24 protein-coding genes are annotated in these 22,089 nt (G+C 48.2%); 11 read left to right on the forward strand and 13 right to left on the reverse strand.

The genetic code is table 11. The features are described from left to right. Positions 1–55: 55 nt before the first annotated feature. On the reverse strand, positions 56–481 hold the full coding sequence (locus MHH91_RS05055) for a MerR family transcriptional regulator (protein ID WP_013351667.1): 426 nt from the start codon (positions 479–481) through the stop codon (positions 56–58). Positions 482–659: 178 nt separating this feature from the next. On the opposite strand from MHH91_RS05055, the gene MHH91_RS05060 reads away from it, so the two are divergent. The 3 genes from MHH91_RS05060 (at position 660) to MHH91_RS05070 (ending at position 4,743) form a co-directional block, all read left to right on the forward strand. Further along, entirely contained in the window at positions 660–1,844 is a 1,185-nt protein-coding gene (locus tag MHH91_RS05060) for a pyridoxal phosphate-dependent aminotransferase (RefSeq protein ID WP_038463195.1), read from the forward strand. Positions 1,845–1,876: 32 nt separating this feature from the next. Next, the gene (locus MHH91_RS05065; RefSeq protein ID WP_013351669.1) at positions 1,877–3,121 is read left to right on the forward strand and encodes a beta-ketoacyl synthase N-terminal-like domain-containing protein; all 1,245 of its coding nucleotides are present in this window, start codon (positions 1,877–1,879) and stop codon (positions 3,119–3,121) included. A 233-nt stretch (positions 3,122–3,354) separates the two neighbouring features. Next, a complete protein-coding gene (locus MHH91_RS05070) occupies positions 3,355–4,743 on the forward strand; it encodes a hemolysin family protein (RefSeq protein WP_013351670.1) in 1,389 nt (462 codons plus the stop codon). Between the two features lie 13 nt (positions 4,744–4,756). Here MHH91_RS05070 and crcB read toward each other — a convergent pair whose 3' ends face one another. The 3 genes from crcB to MHH91_RS05085 are packed head-to-tail and all read right to left on the reverse strand — an operon-like array spanning position 4,757 to position 6,226. Beyond that, positions 4,757–5,116 carry a fluoride efflux transporter CrcB gene (gene crcB, locus MHH91_RS05075; protein WP_013351671.1) on the reverse strand — a complete coding sequence of 120 codons (360 nt, stop codon included), beginning with the start codon at positions 5,114–5,116 and terminating at the stop codon, positions 4,757–4,759. Further along, positions 5,113–5,508: a fluoride efflux transporter FluC gene (locus tag MHH91_RS05080; RefSeq protein WP_013351672.1), complete on the reverse strand. Its 396-nt coding sequence runs from the start codon at positions 5,506–5,508 to the stop codon at positions 5,113–5,115. Before MHH91_RS05080 ends, crcB begins: the two co-directional genes overlap by 4 nt. 1 nt (position 5,509) lies before the next feature. Further along, positions 5,510–6,226, reverse strand: coding sequence for a glycerophosphodiester phosphodiesterase (locus tag MHH91_RS05085; protein ID WP_013351673.1), 717 nt, complete (start codon positions 6,224–6,226; stop codon positions 5,510–5,512). 169 nt (positions 6,227–6,395) lie between these two features. On the opposite strand from MHH91_RS05085, the gene MHH91_RS05090 reads away from it, so the two are divergent. From MHH91_RS05090 to MHH91_RS05100, 3 genes are all read left to right on the forward strand, one after another. Then, positions 6,396–6,500 carry a YhdX family protein gene (locus MHH91_RS05090; RefSeq protein ID WP_003155299.1) on the forward strand — a complete coding sequence of 35 codons (105 nt, stop codon included), beginning with the start codon at positions 6,396–6,398 and terminating at the stop codon, positions 6,498–6,500. A gap of 162 nt (positions 6,501–6,662) precedes the next feature. Continuing rightward, a complete protein-coding gene (locus MHH91_RS05095; RefSeq protein ID WP_014469974.1) occupies positions 6,663–7,778 on the forward strand; it encodes a mechanosensitive ion channel family protein in 1,116 nt (371 codons plus the stop codon). 64 nt (positions 7,779–7,842) lie between these two features. After that, positions 7,843–8,574: an NAD-dependent protein deacylase gene (locus MHH91_RS05100; RefSeq protein ID WP_285854272.1), complete on the forward strand. Its 732-nt coding sequence runs from the start codon at positions 7,843–7,845 to the stop codon at positions 8,572–8,574. A gap of 33 nt (positions 8,575–8,607) precedes the next feature. Here the strand turns inward: MHH91_RS05100 and MHH91_RS05105 are convergent, their stop codons facing one another. Further along, positions 8,608–9,456, reverse strand: coding sequence for a polysaccharide deacetylase family protein (locus MHH91_RS05105; protein ID WP_014469976.1), 849 nt, complete (start codon positions 9,454–9,456; stop codon positions 8,608–8,610). Positions 9,457–9,716: 260 nt separating this feature from the next. Here MHH91_RS05105 and dat point away from each other — a divergent pair, with 260 nt between their 5' ends. Next, positions 9,717–10,568 (forward strand): D-amino-acid transaminase, encoded by an 852-nt coding sequence (dat, locus tag MHH91_RS05110; protein WP_014469977.1) that lies wholly within the window; start codon positions 9,717–9,719, stop codon positions 10,566–10,568. A gap of 42 nt (positions 10,569–10,610) precedes the next feature. Here the strand turns inward: dat and MHH91_RS05115 are convergent, their stop codons facing one another. Beyond that, positions 10,611–11,195: a TetR/AcrR family transcriptional regulator gene (locus MHH91_RS05115; RefSeq protein WP_013351678.1), complete on the reverse strand. Its 585-nt coding sequence runs from the start codon at positions 11,193–11,195 to the stop codon at positions 10,611–10,613. A 108-nt stretch (positions 11,196–11,303) separates the two neighbouring features. On the opposite strand from MHH91_RS05115, the gene MHH91_RS05120 reads away from it, so the two are divergent. Then, on the forward strand, positions 11,304–11,855 hold the full coding sequence (locus tag MHH91_RS05120) for a hypothetical protein (protein ID WP_014469979.1): 552 nt from the start codon (positions 11,304–11,306) through the stop codon (positions 11,853–11,855). A gap of 66 nt (positions 11,856–11,921) precedes the next feature. Here MHH91_RS05120 and MHH91_RS05125 read toward each other — a convergent pair whose 3' ends face one another. Continuing rightward, positions 11,922–12,422, reverse strand: coding sequence for a universal stress protein (locus MHH91_RS05125; RefSeq protein ID WP_014469980.1), 501 nt, complete (start codon positions 12,420–12,422; stop codon positions 11,922–11,924). Between the two features lie 419 nt (positions 12,423–12,841). Between MHH91_RS05125 and MHH91_RS05130 the strand changes: the two genes are divergently transcribed. After that, the gene (locus MHH91_RS05130; protein WP_013351681.1) at positions 12,842–14,599 is read left to right on the forward strand and encodes an ABC transporter ATP-binding protein; all 1,758 of its coding nucleotides are present in this window, start codon (positions 12,842–12,844) and stop codon (positions 14,597–14,599) included. After that, positions 14,596–16,617: an ABC transporter ATP-binding protein gene (locus MHH91_RS05135; protein ID WP_013351682.1), complete on the forward strand. Its 2,022-nt coding sequence runs from the start codon at positions 14,596–14,598 to the stop codon at positions 16,615–16,617. Before MHH91_RS05130 ends, MHH91_RS05135 begins: the two co-directional genes overlap by 4 nt. Positions 16,618–16,654: 37 nt before the next feature. On the opposite strand, the gene MHH91_RS05140 is transcribed toward MHH91_RS05135, so the two are convergent. From MHH91_RS05140 to MHH91_RS05165, 6 genes are all read right to left on the reverse strand, one after another. Next, entirely contained in the window at positions 16,655–17,275 is a 621-nt protein-coding gene (locus MHH91_RS05140; protein ID WP_014469982.1) for an NAD(P)-dependent oxidoreductase, read from the reverse strand. Positions 17,276–17,303: 28 nt separating this feature from the next. Next, on the reverse strand, positions 17,304–17,429 hold the full coding sequence (locus tag MHH91_RS05145; protein ID WP_014469983.1) for a hypothetical protein: 126 nt from the start codon (positions 17,427–17,429) through the stop codon (positions 17,304–17,306). A gap of 102 nt (positions 17,430–17,531) precedes the next feature. Next, complete coding sequence (locus tag MHH91_RS05150) at positions 17,532–17,738, reverse strand: alpha/beta-type small acid-soluble spore protein (RefSeq protein WP_013351684.1); 207 nt, start codon at positions 17,736–17,738, stop codon at positions 17,532–17,534. Between the two features lie 222 nt (positions 17,739–17,960). Continuing rightward, entirely contained in the window at positions 17,961–18,176 is a 216-nt protein-coding gene (locus MHH91_RS05155) for a YheE family protein (RefSeq protein WP_012117190.1), read from the reverse strand. Between the two features lie 82 nt (positions 18,177–18,258). Further along, positions 18,259–19,617, reverse strand: a complete 1,359-nt coding sequence (locus MHH91_RS05160) for a YheC/YheD family endospore coat-associated protein (protein WP_014469985.1) — start codon at positions 19,615–19,617, stop codon at positions 18,259–18,261. Continuing rightward, the gene (locus MHH91_RS05165; protein ID WP_013351687.1) at positions 19,607–20,698 is read right to left on the reverse strand and encodes a YheC/YheD family endospore coat-associated protein; all 1,092 of its coding nucleotides are present in this window, start codon (positions 20,696–20,698) and stop codon (positions 19,607–19,609) included. Before MHH91_RS05165 ends, MHH91_RS05160 begins: the two co-directional genes overlap by 11 nt. A gap of 239 nt (positions 20,699–20,937) precedes the next feature. Between MHH91_RS05165 and MHH91_RS05170 the strand changes: the two genes are divergently transcribed. Further along, on the forward strand, positions 20,938–22,071 hold the full coding sequence (locus MHH91_RS05170; RefSeq protein ID WP_013351688.1) for a DUF445 domain-containing protein: 1,134 nt from the start codon (positions 20,938–20,940) through the stop codon (positions 22,069–22,071). Positions 22,072–22,089 lie beyond the last annotated feature (18 nt).

The following is a 22,089-nucleotide window of genomic DNA, read 5'->3' on the forward strand; positions in this document are numbered from 1 at the left end:
CCTTCACTCCTTTTGGGAAGATGAAGGTAACACCTCCTGTTAGTAAGATAATGGTTTAACTTAACAGCAGCATAAATGATTGAAGCACTGCAAGCTTTTCAGGAGCCAGCCTTTTTTTCAGCTGGGCGCGCTCCTCTGGTTCAAGCTTTTCAAACCGATGCAGGATCCCGGAGATGTTTTGATTCATATGATCAATTTCCGATGCCAGATTTCCAATATCGTCAGGCAAGGCTGAAGAGGGAAACTGGTTTTCCAGTCGGTCTTTTATATCAGACAGGGCCAATCGCTGCTTTTTACAAGCGACTATAAACTGTAATCGATTGAGTGCAAGTGTATCGTAGTAACGGTAGTTCGAGCAAGATCTGTCAGGCTTCAAAAGCCCGAGGTTTGTATAGTAATCCACCGTGCGTTTCGTTACACCGGCAAGCTCTGCTAATTCACTGATGCGATAAGTCTCAGCCCCATCTAAATCCCTCCCCAACCATCACGTTATAGTTATGAGAATAGTTTAATATATGAAGGGGAGTTTGCACAAGTTTATTGTTTTCCGTCTTTCCTCTGAAACGGGGGGCAGGCTTCCGGAAAAAGCGTTGACTGCGCCATGTAAATCTTTCATAATCATTGTAAATAGAAACGGAAGAAAAAGACAGAAGGGACAGATGACAGTGGCCGGTTTATCACGGGAAGTGACAGAAAATCTGGAGAAAGGCTCTTGGATACGAAAACTATTTGATGAAGGCGCGCGGCTGAAAAAAGAATTCGGCGCCGATAAGGTGTTTGACTTTTCAATAGGAAATCCGGTTGCGGAGCCGCCAGAAACATTTAAAAAGGCGCTTTGCGAAGCGGCTGAAACAGGTAGGCACGGATACATACAAAACCAGGGGCTTCCGGAGGCGAGAGAGAAGGTTGCAGGCTTTTTGTCAGAGCGGTTTCAGACCGAGATTTCTGCCAGGCATACAGTCATGACGGTCGGGGCAGGCGGAGCGCTGAATGTTGCGCTGAAGAGCATCCTGAACCCGGGGGAAGAAGTCATCCTTCTTTCACCTTATTTCGCGGAATATAAAGCGTATGTTGAAAATTACCGCGGCAGCCCCGTCATCTGCCCGCTGACTGACTCATTTGAGATTGATATTGAAGCGGTGAGAGAAGCGATCACTCCCCGTACGAAAGGACTGATCGTCAATACGCCGCATAACCCGACGGGGACTGTGCTGAACCAGAAAAATCTTAATGATTTGGGCGCCTTATTAAAAGAAGCCGAGGAGCGGAACGGGCAAAGCATCTTCATTTTGTTTGATGAACCGTACAGCCAGCTGATCTACGGAGAAGAACAGGCGAATCCGTTTCAGGCGTATCACCGCGTTATTTTAGTCAGTTCGTTCAGTAAAGATCTCGGCATTGCGGGGGAAAGGCTCGGGTATATCGCAACAGACGCCCAAATACCTGAGCGCGGCCTTCTGACGGATGCGCTCGTTTTCTGCAACCGGACGCTCGGCTTTGTGAATGCACCGGTCATGATGCAGCGCGCAATAGCGAAAATGGACGATCTTTCGATTGACGCCGAACCTTATCGAAAGCGGAGAGATCTTATGGTGGACATCCTCACAGAAGCCGGCTTTGAATTTGAAATGCCGAAAGGAGGCTTTTTCGTCTTTCCAAAATCACCGATTGAAGACGAGGTGGCTTTCTGCATGCATGCCGCACAGAAATATAAACTATTGATCGTACCCGGCAGCGGATTTGGAAAAAGCGGCTATTTCCGATTATCTTTCAGCGTGCCTTCAGAACAGATCAGACAGTCGCGGGACATTTTCAAAGCACTGTATCAAGATTTTTCTTCATAGCTTCCAATACATAAAGATGGGAGAACGGTCAAATGTCGAGGAGAAATGATGGCACGTCAGACATCAGCATTACAGGAATCGGGGTCTTAACCGCGGTCGGACAAGGCAAGGAGGCGTTTCTTGATGCGCTTATGGATGGGCGGCACGCCTTCGATGTGATGAAACGCCCCGGCCGGCAGAAAGGCAGTTCGTTTATCGGCGCGGAGCTTAGCGGATTAACGCCGCCTGATGCGCTGTCGAAGCGCTTGTACCGAAGGGCCGCATTATCAGGAAAGGCGGCGCTTATCGCTTTATATGAGGCATGGCATGACGCTCAATTAGACGGCGCTGATCACAGCCGCACCGGTCTGATCATCGGCGGTTCAAATACGACGCAGCGCGAACTGATGCAGGTCTTTGAGAAAAACGGTGAAATGCCGCAATTTGTGAATCCGACGTACGGGCTTTCTTTTATGGATAGTGATTTGTCGGGGCTTTGTACGGAGCAATTCGGGATAAAAGGGCCGGCCTTTACGGTCGGCGGCGCGTCGGCAAGCGGTCAGGCGGCGGTTATCCAGGCCGCTCAAGGAATCAATGGCGGCCTGTTTGACCGCTGTATCGTGATCGGGGCGCTGGCCGATCTGTCGTATATGGAGTGTCACGCTCTCCGCTCACTGGGAGCAATGGGCACCGATACATACGCTGAACGTCCTGAAGCCGCTTGCCGCCCGTTTGACCGGCATACGGACGGGTTTATATTCGGAGAAGCGTGCGGGGCGATCGTGCTGGAACGCGCTGAATCTGCCGAACAGAGGGGCGCGCGTTCATGGGCCGGCTTAAAGGGCTGGGGCATGGCTTCCGATGCGAACCGCAATCCGAATCCTTCAGCAGAGGGTGAAATGACGGTGATCCGCCAGGCACTGGAGCGGGCCGGTCTTTCAGCGAAAGAGATCGATTACATCAATCCGCACGGCACCGGTTCGCCGATCGGAGATAAGACTGAATGCCGGGCGCTTTCTGAAAGCGGTCTGTCGCACGCACGGATTAATGCGACAAAATCGATTACAGGTCACGGCCTGAGTGCGGCCGGAACGGTAGAAATCATTGCGGCGCTCCTGCAAATGCGGGAATCCAAGCTTCATCCGACCAGAAACTTAACGGAGCCGATCGACGGCGCATTCCAGTGGGTGACGGACGAACCGATCGCCCATACCGTACACCATGCGCTAAGCTTAAGCATGGGATTCGGAGGGATTAATACGGCGCTTTGTTTAGAAAATCATTTCCGAAGCAGATAACGGCAGTCTTCTTTTTTGAAGGCTGTTTTTTTATATGATAAAAAAATCTGAAAATGAAGAAAGAATTGAGTTGTGATACAATAAAATATACAAATTATAATCATGCTTTGACTTAGGAGGTGGCAGGATGGGGCCCTCTGCATAGTCAATCACCCATTTCGTTCCTCTCGCTTAAGAAAAAATGATGAAATCAGGAGGTGACGTCCTTATCCTTCAATCAGGGATAAGGTGAAATGGACGATATTGACAGTTTGATTTTAATCGGTGTGCTCATTGCGTTAACGGCGTTTTTCGTGGCGAGTGAATTTGCGATCGTCAGAGTGAGGAGATCCAGAATCGATCAGCTCATCCTAGAAGGGAACAGACGGGCAGTGCTTGCAAAGCGTATCATTACGGATCTTGATGAGTATTTATCCGCCTCGCAGCTCGGCATTACACTGACATCCATCGGGCTCGGGGTGCTGGGAGAGCCAGCATTTGAGCGGATGCTTCATCCTGTGTTTCGGGGTATGGGACTGCCGGATTCTGCTGAGCATGTGATTGCTTTTGCCGCGGCGTACGGGCTGATTACATTTTTACATGTCGTCGTCGGTGAGCTTGCGCCTAAAACGGTTGCCATTCAAAAAGCGGAAAAGCTGACGTTATGGATTGCAGGGCCGCTTCGGTTATTTTACGTGTTCATGTTCCCGTTTATTTGGGTGCTGAACGGCTCCGCGAGAATTTTGACCGGTTTGGCCGGATTAAAGCCGGTATCTGAGCATGAAGGCTCCCACTCTGAAGAAGAGCTGCGGATCCTGCTGTCAGAAAGTTTAAAAAACGGAGAAATCAATCCGTCTGAATATACATTTGTGAATAAAATTTTTGAGTTTGATAATCGGATCGCCAGGGAAATCATGATTCCGAGAAAAGAAATCGCCGCTGTTTCAACTGATATGTCAGTGCCGGAAATGCTTGATATGATGCTGAAAGATAAATATACGCGCTGGCCCGTAACGGACGGGGACAAAGACAGCGTTATCGGCATGATCAATACGAAGCATCTCTTTTCAGATCTGCTGTTTATGACAGAAGATGAAAAAGCGGAAGTATCCATCGCCTCTTACGTCCGTCCGGTCATTGAAGTCATCGAGACGATTCCGATACACGATCTTCTGATAAAAATGCAGAGAGAGCGTATTCATCTGGCGATATTATCTGATGAATACGGCGGAACGTCCGGTCTTGTGACGACCGAAGACATCCTTGAAGAAATCGTCGGCGATATCAGAGACGAATTTGATGAAGACGAACAGCCGCTGATTCAAAAGCTGTCCGAACGCCATTATGTGCTGGACGGAAAGGTTCGCATCGATCAGGTAAATCATCTGCTCGGCGCAGGGATTGAAGAGGAAGTCGACACGATCGGCGGGCTTGTGCTGAAGCGGAATATTGATATCTGTTCGGGTGAGTCGATACAGATCGGGGGATACACTGTCCTCGTATTAGAAATGGACGGCCGGTTTATTAAACGTCTTGAAGTAAAAGAAGAACAGGGCCGCGCTGGCGGTCAGGAAACAATAAACCGCCCCCTGCCCGTGCCTGAAGCGGTCATGCTTCATAACGCAACCTTGAGCGAAAAATAAGCTCAAGGTTTTTTTAAATGGATATGATAATGAGGCCGCACCAGAACGCCAAAAGGCTTCCGGCTGCTGAAACTGCGATATAGAGCAGGCTTTCCTTTATGCGATTGTTCATCATCAGCTGCACGGCTTCAATACTGAAGGTGGAAAAGGTCGTAAACGCACCGAAAAAACCTGTCGCGATGATGATACCGGCGGAAGGATTATCCAGACCCAGTCCGGTGAACATGCCGAGACCGAAAGAGCCGAGCAGGTTGACCGCAGCCATTCCAAGCGGAATCGGAAAACCTTTTGTCCTTTCTGAAATGGTTTGACCCAGCAGAAAACGCAATACCGCTCCGATTCCCGCTGCGATAAGCATCAAAACAATCGTCATGACGTTTCATGCCCCTTTCCCGCTGAACGGAGAGCAATCCGCCGTCCGCAGAAAATGCCGGCATACGCAAGGGCAAGGCCGGCGAATAATGTCGCGGCAGCATAACAAAAAGCAGCTGCGGGAGACGATTGCAGCAAAAAGACGGTTTCTTTTGCGAAGGTTGACATCGTCGTGAAACCTCCGCAAAAACCGGTTCCGAAAAAGGCGGTTAGAAGAGGGCGCTTTGCCCGAATGACAAAATAACCCGTGATAAGACCAAGTAAAAGGCTTCCCGCCGCGTTTTCGAGGAAAGTAGCCGCGGGGAAAGAACTGCTGTGAATGTGCGTGCTCAATTCAAAGCGGAGCAAAGCGCCAAGCGCCCCTCCGATAAAAATTGCGATGTATTGTTTCATATCAGCCATCCTTAGAAATAAAATCCGGAAAATCAGTTACAATGCCGTCAACTGCCATCATTTGCAGCTTTTCGGCCGTCTTTTTGTTTCTGACCGTCCATGCAAATACTTTCAGGCCGTGTCTGTGGGCGGTGGAAATCAAGAACCGATTCAGGCGGGTGTATTTAATATTGACATAATTTGCGGCTGATTTGTAGGCGGTCAGCTGGCTTTTGGAAAACATCCCAAAGCTGGGCCTGGCAATGATCGCAGTCGGAACGGACGGATACATGTCATGAAAGATCTGAATCGACTTGAGGCTGAAAGATTGAACGATATGATAAATGGAAAAGGAAAACTTGCTTAACAGCTGGCCGACTGCTTTTTCAAGACCGACTTGAGAAGCGTGCCCTTTTAGTTCAATTAAAAATCCGATTTTAGAATGATAGCGCTTCAAGACCTCTTCGAGCAGGGGAATCCGCTCTCCTTTAAACTCAGCTCCGTACCAGCTTCCGGCGTCCAAAGACTGCAGCTGCTTCAGCGTGTAATCTTTTACAAAACCGGAGCCGTCCGTTGTCCTGTCGACTCTGTCATCATGAATGACGACAATGTGTCCGTCTTTTGTGAGCTGGACGTCAAGCTCAATGAAATCAGCGTTCAATTCGGCCGCGATATCAAATGCCGCAAATGTATTTTCGGGCGCATTACCGGATGCGCCGCGATGGGCGATGGTATACAAGCTTGTCAGCTCCCCTCAAGGGCATTTCTGTTATTATATCAAATTCATATATGCACAGCGATTCAAACTGGTGAATGTGCGAAAGAGGATTTTTTTGGAATGAAGATAGTGCTTTTTTCGGTTTACAATCCGCAGTGGTGATTTATAATGGCAAAAAGGAGGCGAGATCATGGGAAAAGGGAGATTGAAAGTGGAAGAAAGAATTAAAGCCGAAACCGATGCTGAAATTCAAAAAGCGACTCTCCTGAAACAGACACAATCGAAGAAGAAATAGTGCCTGCCCCTGTTGTATCTGGCTGAAAGATGAACGAATTTTGTGAAAACCCCGGCTGTGTTCTGCTGCCGGGGTTTTTAGGCTGCCTGAAGACATTAAAAGAAGCTGATGTCCGAATGTTTTAGTATAATGGATTTTCGACAAGACAAAGGAGCATATGCCATGATGACACATTTTCAGAGCTTTTTTACTCTTGACCATATTTCACAGATCGGTATCAGCATTGGAATTTTAGCGGCTTTTCTCATTTTGAGAAAGCTGTTTGTCAAATACTTTTTTCAGCTTGTTTATAAATTGGCGAACAAACCGAAAACCGACATATTCAAACAGATTGCCATCGCGTTTGACAAGCCGGCCAGATGGTTTTTCGTGGCGCTGGGGCTGTTTTTGGCGATTGAGTATTCGCCGTTTTTAGACGGGCAGATGGACATTGTCAAAAAAATGTACCGCTCTCTGATCGTGGCGCTGATCGCCTGGGGGCTTTGCAATCTGACATCCGCGTCTTCCTTTTTATTTCATAAAGTCAATCAGCGCTTTGAGCTTGATATGGATGACATTTTGGCGCCGTTTTTATCCAAGGTGCTGCGCTTTGTCATTCTCGCGCTCAGCGTCAGTGTAATCGCGCAGGAATTTAATTATGATGTAAACGGGTTCGTGGCCGGACTCGGACTTGGCGGGCTGGCCTTCGCACTTGCGGCTAAAGATACGATCAGCAATTTTTTCGGCGGCATCATCATTATTACGGAGAAGCCGTTTACGATCGGCGACTGGGTCGAGACGTCGTCTGTGACGGGGGGCGTAGAAGATATTACATTCAGAAGCACAAGGTTCCGCACGGCGCAGGGGGCGCTTGTCACCGTGCCCAATTCAACGCTGTCCATGGAAGCCATCACAAACTGGACGAGAATGACGAAGCGCCAGGTTACGTTTTCCGTTCGTGTCTCTTATGCGACGCCGATTGACCGTTTAGATCGGTGCATCATCAGGCTCAGAGAAATGCTGCGTGAACATGAAGGCGTACATGATGATACGATTATGGTTCATTTTGACGTGTTTGCAGACAGCTATTACAATCTGTTTTTTAACTTCTACACAAAGACCATCGTCTGGGCGGAAAGCCTGGATGTGCGGCAGGATATCAACCGCCGGATTATAGATCTTTTTGCTGAGGAAGGCGTGGAATTCGCCTATCCGGGCCAAACGGTTTTTGTGAAACAGAAAAATCAGGATGAACCGGTTCAAGTCAATGGTCATTCCGGAGAAAAAGAACGGGCATAACAGGCGCCGTTCTTTTTTCATGATATGATAAAAAGAAAAAGGCGGTGGAAGAGTGGAAGCGTTTATGACATTGATCAATCAGGCTGAACGTATCATGGTGCTGACGGGAGCGGGCATGAGCACGGAATCCGGCATTCCTGATTTTCGTTCGGCAGGCGGGATATGGACCGAAGACACCTCCAGAATGGAAGCGATGAGCAGGGAATACTTTGAACGCCGTCCGCGCGACTTCTGGCCTAAATTCAAACAGCTGTTTCAGATGAAAATGAGCGGAAGTTATGAACCGAATGCCGGCCATAAGTATTTGGCGGATCTTGAAAAGCGGGGAAAACAGGTAGACATTTTCACGCAGAATATTGACGGGCTTCATAGGAAAGCGGGAAGCAGCAGTGTCTATGAGCTTCACGGTTCAATTCAGACCGCCGTATGCCCCCGCTGCGGAGCGCGCTACGGGCTTTCACATCTGCTGAAGGAAGAAGTGCCGGAATGTACGGCGGAAACCGGAGATCATGAGGTATGCGGCGCTGTATTAAAGACGGATGTCGTCCTGTTCGGCGATCTTGTTCAGCATTTTGAAACCCTTTATGAAAAGCTTGATAAAGCCGATCTTCTTCTTGTGATCGGCACTTCGCTTGAGGTGGCGCCGGCAAGGTTTGTCCCTGAGGATGCGAGCCGGATTCCCGGTTTGAAGCAAGTGATCATTAACCTTGAGCCGACATATTGCGACCATTTATTTGATCTTGTCATTCATGAGAAGATCGGTGAATTTGCAAAGCGGATCAGCACCGCGACATAAAAAAAGCCGGATCATATACAGATCCGGCTTTTCTTATTCATGGACGGGAATCATTTGATCCGTCAGCACGTCAAATGAGTAGCCCTGAGCTTTCAGTTTTTGGATCAGGCTCGGCAAAGCATGCACCGTCGCAGGCAGATCGTGCATTAAAATGACATGCGGCCTGCTCGTATGAACGCTTTCCAAATATGCGAGCTGATTCAGCACTTCCGGCACATACCGGGCATTCTTGTACTTCCAGTCCTCGCTGTCTATCGTCCAGTCCCAGTACACGAAGCCGCCTTTTTCGAGATGCTTAATCTGGGTGTCTGTCAATGACGGTTTGCTGCCGTAAGGCGTACGGACAAGATCCGTTTTCACTCCCGTGATTGTCTGGAGCGTATCGCGTCCCTGCTGCATTTCTTTCAGCGGCGATGTCGGTGTTTGATAAAACAGATGATTATCGTGCGTCACGCCATGCAGGCCGAGCGCGATTCCTTCCCGGTTCGCTCTTTCCACGGAATGCTTATAGGCTTTCATCCGCGGTTCAAGCATAAAAAAAGTGGCTTTTGCGCCATTTGCCTTCAATACATTCAACAGCTGTTCAGTATATGGAGACGGCCCGTCGTCGAAGGTTAAATATACCGTTTTTTTCCCTGTGTCTTGCTCTTTCTGCAAATGTTTAAGTAAGACGTCGGGAGAATCATTTTTCAGCCGCAGGCTTTCTGTTTCATCTCGAAGCTGCCCGTTTGCGGTCACGGTGACCTGTTTGTTTTTTGCGGCGGAAGCGGAATAACCCATTATGACGATTACCAGAAGCAGTCCGCACAAAACTGCTAAACTCGTAAGTTTAAAAGCCAATGAAAACAGAGAAGGGGAAGCACCTTCTTTTGTCTTGCGCATAACAATCTCTCCAGTAGCATAAATTTCTTCATAATGCTGGTAACAACGGAGGCTTGCAAAGTGCCATAAGTTAACAGCATATGTATGTCGAATCAAGTATACAGGAACAAAACTGGAAAAGACATAGAAAATATGTCGAATGATAAGATTTTAAGAAAAAAATAAACTCCGCTGCCGGCTTGCTTGTTCAATATGATAGAATAGTTGACAATAACAGCTGAGAATGCACATCACGGCAGATAACGATTAGGAGGGTTTACATGAAGGCATTAGTAAACGGCCAGTTGATTGATCGTGAGGAAGCGGCAGTTGATATTGAGGACCGCGGATATCAATTCGGTGACGGTGTGTATGAAGTCATCAGAGTGTATAACGGCGCCTTATTCGGACTGCGGGAGCATATCGTCCGTCTTTTCAGAAGCGCCGCAGAAATCGGCATCACCCTGCCGTTCTCCGCAGAAGACATAGAATGGGATCTGCAAAAGCTCGTACAGGAAAACAAACTCATTGACGGCGGAGTTTATATTCAGACGACGAGAGGGAAGGCGCCGCGAAAGCACCAGTATGACAAGGGATTGGAGCCGCAGACGACGGCATACACCTTTTCAGTGAAAAAACCGGAAAATGAACAAAAAGCCGGAGCGCAGGCCATAACGGCGGAAGACAAACGCTGGCTGAGATGTGACATTAAGAGTCTGAATTTACTGTATAATGTGATGATCAAACAAAAAGCATATGAAGCAGGCGCATATGAAGCAGTGCTGATAAGAGACGGGGCGGTAACGGAAGGAACCTCCTCCAATGTATACGCCGTCATTAACGGCACCGTCCGGACGCATCCTGCAAACGAGCTGATTTTAAACGGCATTACCAGAATAAAACTTTTAGAACTGATGAAAGAAAATGGGATTGAGGTGCGGGAGAAGCCCCTTACTGAAGACGAACTCAGAGGCGCGGATGAAATTTTTATCTCGTCAACGACGTCTGAACTAATTCCGATCGTAACCCTTGACGGAAAACCGGTCGGCAGCGGTGTACCGGGTCCTGTAGCCAAAACAATTCTGGAGGCTTTTCAGTCGCGCATTCAGCAGGAGATCGGGGTTCAATCATAAGCGGAAAAAAGGCCGGAAACACATCCGGCCTTTTTGCTTCTGTTAGATAAAAAGAGATTCGATATGCTGAATGAGCACGCGGGAGATCTTCTCTTTTGAAAGACGATTCGGTTCAAGCATGGCATGCAGCGCCAATCCGTCTGCGATGGCATACAATTTCTCCGCTTCTATCTCTTTATCAAGATTTGGTTTCAGATGCTTATTTTCATCCAGCCAGTCAATCAGGCTGCGGATATATTCCAAGATCCCGTCATGCTGGGGATGAAATTCTTCCCCCTTATGTCTGGCGTAAGCTGTGAAAGCGAACCATACCTCCATTTCAGCCATCGATTCTTCATCTGTCGGGATGATTTCAAGCATCAGACGCACCGCTTTTTCTTTCGGCGGCAGATCTGTCATGGCGACTTCGTTTATTCTGGCGGCAACTTTTTCTTTTACGAGTGTCATCGCGTACCCCAAAAGCTCGTCCTGGGTGGTGAAATAGTGCCTCAGCGCGCCTAAAGAAAGACCCGCTTCCCGGGCGATGTTTCTCACTGTCGCTCCTTCCATGCCCCGCTCCAAAATCGTCCGCCATGTGGCTTCGGCTATTTGTTTTCTTCTTTTTTCGTGGTCGATTATTTTAGGCATGGTTCCAGTGTAACAGGAAAAAAATTTTCTTGCAATTTTGTAATACGATTGTATTAAATAAAAAGAGGTGTTACAATGCTTTTTAGAAAACGATAAGGGGGAACCGGATTGAACGCAGTTGCTTGGTTGATTGTCATTTGTGAGGCTGCTTTTTGGGCGGCTGTCATCTGCGGATTGGCGGCACGGTATTTATTCAGGCGGCAAAAGCTCGGAATGTTTTTTTTCGCTCTCATTCCTCTTTTGGATGCCGTATTGTTTCTTGCGGCCGCGGCTGATTTATACAGAGGGGCGACAGCGACTTTGGCGCATGCTTTGGCCGCCGTTTACATCGGAGTGTCTGTCGCCTTCGGAAAAAGCATGATTCAATGGGCGGATGAGCGTTTCCGCTATTATGTGGTAAAGGAAGGGGCAAAACCAGTCAAGCGGTACGGACTGGATTATGCCAAACATTATGCAAAAGGATGGGGGAGGCATGTATTAGCGTTTATCATCGGCGGCATTCTTCTGGCCGGAACGGTATTTCTCATTCACGACGCTTCCCGGACCGAAGCGATAAGCGGCCTGTTAAAGGGCTGGTCCGTCGTATTGTGCATCGATTTTTTGATCATGGCGAGCTTTTTTGTGATGCCGAAAAAAAGAGGAAACAGCCGGGAGATGTAAATCGTCTTCATGCACGGACGAACACAGAAAAAAAGCAGCTTTTTATAAAGCTGCTGCATAGAAAGATCATTTTACGATAAGCACCGGAATATCGGATTTAGACGACAGCTTTTCACTGACGCTTCCGAATAAAAGTTTTTTCAGCCTGTTCCGGTCTCGGCTTCCGATGACGATCAAATCCGCCGATATGCGGTCGGCATGCTCGATAATGGCGTCAGCGGGATCACCTTCTAAAATGTCGATATCCCCGTCAATCTGGGCGTCGTTCATCAGCATTCTCGCTTCGGCAATGATTTCTTCCGTGCGGTCTTCATAAATCATGGGATCAGGGGAGATTCTTTCCGCTTGGAGCGGATCAGGAACGCTTGCAATCCCGCCTCCGATATACGTCGCCCCGGCTCCCGGCCTCGGAGGATCAACAATCGTCTGGGTATCTTTTGCATTGTGGGAATGCACGACCGTTAAATCCGCGTGAAACGTTTTTGAAAGGTCTATGGCTTTTTGTAGCGCTTTCTTACTGTCATCACTTCCGTCAAAAGCTGCAATCAACCGGTCCGCATGAAACATCGGCCTCATCCTTTCAGTAAAAAAGGTTTGCAGAACAATACCCGTTTGGAAAAAAGCTAAAACCCGGATTGACAATAAAAGGATTTATTTATATGATGAAGGAAGAATATAGGAAAAAGGAGGTATGGATCATGTCAACATTACAGCGTGTCAACTCAGCTTCAGCTAAATACCGGCGTGACTGCCATACACCTTCCGTTTTCTGAACATTTGCTTAAAAACGGTGCAGTCGCGCATAAAAGGCGGGTCTGTACCTTATTTATCATAATAAGAGGCATGGAGCTGACGCTTCATGTCTTTTTTTATACAAAAAAATGAAGAAAGACAGGTGTGATGCATGTGGCGGTATTAGTGAAAAAAATGTACAACAATCCGGAAAAGCTTGAGGGAGGCTGACTAATGAAAGGGGATGACGGTATTTGTTTACTGTATTAAAAAAGCTGGCTTGGTTTTTTAAAGCCTATTGGCTGCGCTATACGACGGCGATTGTTCTGTTATTGATTGTGAATGTCATTGAAATGTTTCCGCCTAAACTTCTCGGTAACGCAATAGACGATATGAAGGCGGGTGTGTTTACGAAAAGCGGGATGCTGTTTTATATATGTGTTTTTCTCGCTTTAACGGCAGCCGTCTACTTGCTGTCTTATTTTTGGATGTATCAGCTTTTCGGCGGAGCGAATGTCATGGAGAAGATTCTCCGTTCAAAGCTGATGGGAAAACTTCTTCACATGTCACCGCCGTTTTTTGAGAAATACAGGACGGGCGATTTAATGGCGCGGGGGACAAATGATTTGCAGGCCGTCAGTATGACGACGGGCTTCGGGGTCTTAACGCTCGTTGATTCGACGATGTATATGCTGACGATATTTTTAACGATGGGGTTTGTCATCAGCTGGAAGCTGACATTCGCCGCGATTATCCCGCTGCCGATTATGGCGGCTGCGGTCAGTCTGTACGGAAAAAAGATTCATGAGCGGTTTACGGAAGCGCAGGATGCTTTCGGATCATTAAATGACAAGGTGCTGGAGTCGGTATCCGGCGTCCGGGTCATTCGGGCTTTCGTGCAGGAAAAAAATGATGTCAGCCGATTCGGAGATATGACGGCTGATGTATATGAGAAAAACATGAAGGTGGCGTTTATCGATTCTCTCTTTGAGCCGACTGTGAAACTTCTCGTCGGCCTCAGCTACCTCATCGGTCTCGGCTACGGCGCCTATCTCGTTTTTCAAAACCGGCTGACGCTGGGAGAGCTTGTATCGTTTAACGTGTATCTCGGAATGATGATCTGGCCGATGTTTGCGATCGGCGAATTAATCAATATCATGCAGCGCGGCAATGCCTCCTTGGATCGTGTCAATGAGACGCTTTCTTATGAGCCTGACGTGATCGGGCCCAAGCATCCCGCAGGTATCAAGGAGCCCGGGCGTCTCGTTTTTGAACAAGTGACCTTTACGTATCCGAGCGGAGCGGGACCGGCTCTTTCTGATGTCTCTTTTTCCGTAGAAAAAGGGCAGACGCTCGGCATTGTCGGGAAAACGGGAAGCGGAAAGACGACGATCATTAAGCAGCTTTTGCGTGAATATCCGCCCGGTGCGGGGGCGATCACGTTCACAGGCGTACCGATTCAGGAAATTCCGCTTGATCAGCTCCGCGGGTGGGTCGGCTATGTGCCGCAGGATCATATTTTATTTTCAAAGACGGTAAAGGAAAATCTGCTTTACGGACGGCAGGACGCAAGCGAAGAAGAAATCGGCAGCGCGCTGAAAGATGCGCATTTTGAAAACGATATCGGCATGCTTTCCGACGGGCTTGAGACGCTTGTCGGCGAGAAGGGCGTAGCGCTCTCAGGCGGACAAAAGCAGCGCATCTCAATTGCGAGAGCGCTTTTGACAGATCCCGACATCCTCATATTAGATGATTCGCTTTCCGCCGTTGACGCGAAAACGGAAGCGGCCATTATTGACAGCATCCGTAAAAAACGGCGGGATAAAACAACGATTATCACCACCCACCGGCTCTCGGCGGTTGAACACGCAGATCTCATTCTCGTCATGGACGAAAGTCGGGTGTCTGAAAGAGGCACACATCAGGAGCTATTGGCGCAGAACGGCTGGTATCGGGAACAATATGAGAGGCAGCAGCTGTCCTCTCTTGAAGAAGGGGGGACCAGCGCATGAAGACCGGAAGAAGATTATGGAATTACGCGCTTCAATATAAAAAACTGCTGATTTGGGCGGTCGTTCTGCTTATTATTGCGGTCGGCACTGAGCTGACCGGCCCGTTTATCGGAAAAAAAATGATTGACGATCATATTCTCGGCATTGAAAAAATATGGTATAAAGCCTCTGCGGACGATCCGGGCGCCGTCAGGTTCCGGGGGCATGATTATGTCAGGGAAGACCGGATCAAACCGGGGGCGGACAAAACCGGAGAGGTGCACATTTATCAAGTCGGTGCGGCCTACTATTTTGTTGACCGCCCCGTCAGTTTTGACGGAAACCGTTCGGTGTCTGACGGCCGGCTGACGATATCAAACGGTAAGGAAAGCAGGTCATATCCCGCCGTTACGTTATCCAAACAGGAAATTTTTCAATTTTACCGGCCGGAAATAAAAGGACTGCTGACTTTGACCGCCATATATGCGGGGCTGCTCATGTTTTCCGTGTGCTTTCATTACGGCCAGCATTACCTGCTGCAGATGGGAGCAAACCGGATCATACAGCGCATGAGGCAGGATGTATTTTCGCACATTCAGAAAATGCCGATCCGCTACTTTGATAATCTGCCCGCCGGAAAGGTCGTGGCCCGCATTACGAATGACACAGAAGCGGTCAGAGATTTATATGTAACGGTGCTGTCTACGTTTATCACAAGCGGCGTCTACATGCTCGGCATTTTTACGGCGCTGTTTATGCTTGATGTCAGGCTGGCCGCCGTTTGCCTTCTGATTATTCCGATCTTAATAATCTGGTCGGTTGTGTACCGTAAATACGCATCCGTCTTCAACCAAAAAATTCGTTCAATTAACAGTGACATCAATGCGAAAATGAACGAGTCCATTCAAGGTATGCCGATTATTCAGGCGTTCCGCCGTGAGAAGGAAACGATGAAGGAATTTGAAGAATTAAATGAAGCTCATTTCCGCTTCAAGAACAAAATGCTGTCCTTAAATTCCCTCATGTCCCACAGTCTTGTCAATGTTCTTCGCAATCTTGCGTTTGTCGGATTGATCTGGTATTTCGGAGGCGCTAGTCTGAGTGCGGCAGGATTTGTTTCGATCGGCGTGTTATATGCGTTTGTTGATTATTTAAACCGTTTGTTTCAGCCTGTTACAGGGATTGTCAACCAATTTTCGAAGCTTGAATTGGCTCGTGTTTCTGCGGGCAGGGTATTTGAACTTTTACAGGAAGAGGAAACGGAAGAAACAGGCGCTCCCGCACACAAAAAGGCGGAAGGGACTGTGGAATTCCGCGATGTTTCTTTTGGTTATCGAAAGGGAGAAGAGGTGCTGAAACATATCAGCTTTACAGCTGAAAAAGGTGAGACGGTCGCCCTCGTCGGCCATACGGGATCCGGCAAAAGCTCCATCCTTAATCTTCTGTTCCGTTTTTACGATGCCCAAAAAGGCGATATACTGCTGGACGGCAAAAGCATTTACGGCATGTCGAGACAGGAGCTGAGGTCGCATATGGGCATTGTGCTGCAAGACCCGTATCTTTTCTCGGGCACGATCGGCTCCAATGTCACCCTTGATGATCAGCGTATTTCTCCCGAGCAAGCTGAAGAAGCGCTTCGCCAAGTCGGCGCCGAAAGCCTTCTGCAATCCCTGCCGAAGGGCATCATGGAGCCCGTCACGGAAAAAGGCGGCACACTGTCCTCAGGGCAGCGTCAGCTGATTTCTTTTGCAAGGGCGCTCGCGTTCGATCCGGCCATTTTAATTTTGGATGAGGCGACGGCGCACATTGACACCGAAACAGAAGCAATCATTCAAAAAGCGCTGCAAGTGGTTCAAGAAGGGCGCACAACATTTATTATCGCCCATCGGCTTTCCACGATCAGACACGCAGACCAGATTCTCGTGCTGGAAAAGGGGCGCATCATTGAAAAGGGAAGCCATGACGAATTAATGGCGCAAAAGGGGCAGTACCATCAAATGTATGAATTACAGAAAGGAACGGCGCAGTCCGCGGTGTAACCGGAAAGGGTGAATCTAAAGATTCGCCCTTTTTTCATTAGTAAGCCAGTCCCACCCGTTTTCTGACAAACTGCGGATTCAACAGCTCACGGTACAGAAAATGCGCCGTGTCTCCGACGGTGATTCGCGAACCGCCTTCAGGCAGGATATCCTGTTCGAACCGGTAAACGCCGGAAGCATCTCCGTCAGGAAGGTAGGTGGGGCAGATGATCGTCCAGTCAACATCCTCTCCCAGAAGCATCTCGTATACGCGGGCGTGTTCCTTTGCGGCTCTTGCTGATTTTCGTTTTGATTCCGGCGATTCAAAACGGTATTTGTCAGGCATGAGCCGTGATTGAAGGATACCGGCGGTGCCGATCGTAATCAGACGATGAACATGATGCCGTTTCATGCTGTCTATTATATGGATCACAGCGGCTGAAAGGGTATCGCCGCCATCCGTGCCGAGACAGCTCACGACTGTGTCCGCTTTGGAGATCAATCGGTCGACATCCTCCCGCCGTCTCGCATTCCCTGTTATGATATGTTTTTCAGGAATGGGAAGGGCTGTTTCAGCTGATCTGACAAGAGCGAATATGTCACTGTGTCCGTGTTTCTGCGCTTCTTTTATAAAAGCCTGTCCGACTCTTCCCGTTGCTCCGAGTAAAGCGATTTTCATGTAAAAAACCTCCTCGCCGCTCATTATATCATTCAAAGCAGCGGGGAAAAGAATACCTGTGAATAAAGGGGAAATGGTGGGCAACATATTCATTGACCAAAGAAACAGTTACGAACTGAAACAGCTCCCAATTGACTGAGGCAATGAATGACATGTTTTCCCTCCTTTTTTCCTAGGGTATGTGGAATAGGAAAAAAGGGTGACGGCATAAAAAGAAGACGCGGTATCCCGCGCCTTCTGCAAGCCATTTATTGAGTTATTGTATGCCTTGTCCGCCCATGTGCTGCTGCGCGAAAGATACTAAACGTTTAGTGATTTCTCCTCCGACAGAACCGTTTGCACGAGAAGTTGTTTCTCCGCCAAGGTTTACGCCGAACTCAGAAGCAATTTCGTATTTCATTTGGTCGATTGCTTGAGCAGCGCCAGGTACTAATAGTTGGTTTGAAGAGTTGTTGTTAGCCATTTGTATGATCTCCTTTATAAATTAGTATGGTTGGGTTTGCTGGAATTGCACCAGCTGATGGTTTCCGGAATGAAAACCATTGCCAGCTCGGCTTCACCCAATGCTGTTTGCCGCTTTGTACTACGTATTATGGTGAATCAAACGGCATCTCATTCGGAAAACGGTGTGGTAAATAGCGGAAGAAAAAGAAAAGCCCAGCCTTTGTCGGCTGAGCTTGAACTTTCAGTCATAGATGTGATAAAGCATTAATTCATGCAGCTCTTTTACAAGAGCCGGCTCTTCTTTCCCCGGATGTGTATGTCCCCATTCAATGTCTCCGGACTTATGGTAAATCCCTTCGTAATGAGTACCCTGCCAGTAAAACGAAATCCGCCATCCGGGCAGTTTCTCTTTTTTGAATAACGGTTTCCAGCTGAAGTGCGAAATCATGACGTTCACGCTCCTTATCGGGAAATGTTGATCCTGTTCATTGTAGCTTATAGTTCTGTGCCTGTCCCGGGTAAACGAAAAAAAGACGGCCTCACCGCCAAAGTTTTTCCGGGGCGGTAATGGACCGTTCTGATAAATATGACGCATATTCAAAATTTCTCCGTTTTGTCAGGTAATCGACAGATCGCAGCTTCGGATGAGAGAAAATGCTGCGTCCGGGGCGGGAATTGGCCTCGAACATCCAAACTTTCCCTGTGTCATCGACGCCGAGGTCAAAGCCGATTTCACCGATAAAACCTTCTATATGCTCATTTAACACACGGCTGACCGCCAAGGCGGCTTTCGAAAGCTTCCGGATCATGCCGACTCTCTCTTTCGGATCGCCGTATAATTCAGCTAACGTTCTGACTTCACCGCCGTTTGCCAGATGTGTCGTAATGCTGTTTTTACCGGAAATTTTTGCTGCGATGGCCGTCACTGTCCATTTTCCCTCGGCATTTTTATTCGTATGCACCCTGAAATCGACGGGACGCCCATCCAGACAGATCAGATCAATCCCTTGCTGTATTAAAAAAGCGGACGGGTCGTTGTTTTCTTCAAATGCTTTCATGAAGGATGCCGCGTCTGAATAGTTTGCCGTCAACACCGTTCTTTCCTCATTTGTGTGTTTGACAGAGAAGCCGGCATCTGTTTTTTCCAGCTTGTAAATTCCCGTTCCGAGAGCGCCGTCCGCAGGTTTGATATATACGGTGTTAAACGTGCCGCATAACGTCTCTATCGCTTCTGCATTCGGATGGAGGACCGATTTGGGCAGGAGCGAAGCGGTGAGGCTGTTCTTTTCCAGAAGCTTATGAATGTCCCATTTATTAAAGAATTGCGGATTAAACCAAGGAATCTGATAGTCATTCATCAGCCTTTGTTTTGTCTGCTGTAAAAGCGGAACTTCTTCCGTTTTTCGGCTCGGGAGCCTGTCATATACGACATTCGGAAGCGGGACGTGCGCCCGTTTCCAGCTGTTGTCCTTATAAATCAGCGCTTGGACGGTGCCCTCTTCCCAATTGATCTGATGAGCCCCGAAAACGAAACAATATCCGTTCGCCTGCTCATGCAGGGAGAGCAGCTTGGAAAAGAAGGATGTGCGGTCTCTTAACGGGCGCGACGTTGATGAGGTGAAACCGGCTGTGAAAACGCCGATCAGCGGTCCGATGTGCACCGTCTGGCCGTGAATGAGAAAATCAGCCCGGCTTTTATGCGGTATCATCAGCTCCTCAAACAAATCTTCAGAAAGGAGCGCGCTTTTTTCAAGTGATTGAGAAAAGGCCACACGGCATTTGACAACCTTGGTCCCGAAGGCAGCGGATAACATCCCTTCCCGTTTCATGGAAAAAGGGAGATACAGCGTGTTTTTGCTTTTTTTATCGATGCCGACAATCATCCCTTTATGATTCACGCGGAAGTGCTCCTTTCCTGCTTTCCTGTGCCTGAAGATCTCTGAAGCGTTTCAGCGGACTGGTATACAAATCCTCTTTCGACTCGGGAGCCACGCTTAAAATGGCGTTTCGTCCGGGCTTTGAATTGACATCCAAAAGCCAGATGCGCCCGTCTTTGGCATAACAAATATCGAGACCCAGCTCAAACAGCGGGCCGAACTGCTCATCAAGGAAATAAGGGACGGACTGGGTGATCGAAAAGACATCATCCAATAATACGGCCTGCTGCTTTTTCGGAATGTCTTCAAACCACGTGTCAAATTTAATCGGTTCGGATCTTCCCGGCAAATGAGATAAAAGACCGTTCTGATAACCCCTTCTGACCGCTTTTCCGACCGTTTCCCAAGCTCCTGACTCATTTTTGCGCATGAAAATGCGGATGTCGCACGGGTGCTGTTCTTTATCCTGAATATTTAAGTAGGCTTGAAGCAAATAGCGGTGCTGCAGCACTTTTTTGCACCACGACTTAAAAGATACGTGGTTTGAAAACGTTTTTGTTTGTTTATTTTTTCCGATATAGTAAGTGGCTGAAATTGATTTTTTGCCTGTTTTAAGGAGGATGATGCCTCTTCCTCCCGCGCCGAAAGCGGGCTTAAGTATACATGCTTTTTCCTTCGCTAAGTATGATTGCACCTCTTCATAGCGGCTGACTTCGGCCGTTTCAGGAATATAGGGACTGATCAGATGATGCTGCTGGAGCGCATTCGTGACCGTCCATTTATCAGGAAGCCCGCGGCCGATAAATTCCGTTTTCGGATATTTTTTCAGCCATTCGACGATCGGTTTGGCTTTTTGAGCCTCGGCGGATTTTCCGTAAAAACAGCGATCGTAAATATATTCAGGAATATCAATTTCTGTTTCGTTCCATTTTCCGCTTTTCGGATGATACACGAGCGCTTTCACTCGTAAAGAATCCGGAGAGATATCAAACGGTGTAAAGCGGGCAAAGCGCACATTATACTCTGGCGCCCTTTCAGCCAATTCACCGGCGAAGTCTTCTTCGTGCCGGCGGGATACGGACATAAAACCGAGTGTTGTCATGTTGTTACTCCCCCTTTATTCAAAAAGCCGCTGATGGAACGGCCCTTCCATCCAATAAACATGCCAAGCGCAGCATAAAAAGATGATCTACTGTAAAGAGTACGAAACAGCATCTTGCCTTATTCCTGACAAACAACAATTCAGGTTCTTCATTTGCCCGCATTCACGCCAGCCTCTATAATACGAATAGATATATCATCTAGAAAAAAAGAACATAAGATGGAGGCAGAAGAAAAGGAATGGGCATAGCAGGAACGTTTCTATTTATGATTGTGATCGGAGCCGCGATCGGCGCGGTGACGAATCATCTTGCCATTCAGATGTTATTTCGTCCGTACCGCCCGTATTACCTCTTCGGGAAACGGATTCCGTTTACTCCGGGTCTGATCCCGAAAAGACGGGACGAATTGGCAAAACAGATGGGGCTCATGGTGACGAACCACCTGTTAACTCCGGAAGGCATAAAAAAGCGGCTTTTGTCAGATACCGTTAAAAACCAGGCGCTTGGATTCGCCGAACAATTCACGCAAAAAATGGCCGCGTCCGAGATGACGGTGCAGGAAGCCTTGGCCGCTGCAGGCATCCGGAATCCGCAGGAAAAAACAGATGCATGGATTGACCGTTTTACAGATGAAAAGCTTTCGGAACTGTACGCGAAATATGAGCATCGCGCCATAAAAGACTGGCTCCCTGATGAGCTGCAGAAAAAGCTGGATGAAAAAGTCCCGCTGGCCGCTGATTATATCCTGAAGCGGAGCATTGACTATTTTGAAAGTGAAGAAGGAAAAGACAGACTCGGCAATATGATTGACGACTTTTTGAATGCCAGGGGGATGCTCGGCAGCATGGTGCAGATGTTCCTCGGCAATTCAAGTCTGGCGGAACGCGTGCTGCCTGAGCTGTTAAAGTTTTTGCGCAATGAGGAAACGAAAAAGCTTCTGGCTGATCTGCTTTCTCAAGAATGGGGCAAGCTCAAATCCTATACACTTTATGAGGCCGATGAAAAGTGGAATGCGAAAGATCTGCTGTTCAGCCTGAAAAAACGGGGTCTGGCCGCACTTCAAACCGCACCCTTTTTTGAAAGCCGGCTCGGTGAGATCATCTCCCGTTATGAAAGAGAGATTACGGGAACGTATGCGCCGAAGCTGCTTGATGCAGCGCTCGGCGGTATTGCCGCTCACTTGGAGGATGTGCTGAAACGCCTGCGGCTTGAGGAAGTGGTCAAAGAGCAGGTCGATCAGTTTCCGGTTGAACGGCTGGAGGAAATGGTGCTGTCGATTTCCAAGAGAGAATTTAAGATGATTACGTATTTAGGCGGTCTGCTCGGCGGAGTTATTGGAGCAATTCAGGCTTTGTTTGTCATTCTTTTCTAAGGGAAACACCCGCCGAGG

It is taken from the genome of Bacillus sp. FSL K6-2819 (genome assembly GCF_038008305.1).
Lineage (GTDB): Bacteria > Bacillota > Bacilli > Bacillales > Bacillaceae > Bacillus > Bacillus amyloliquefaciens.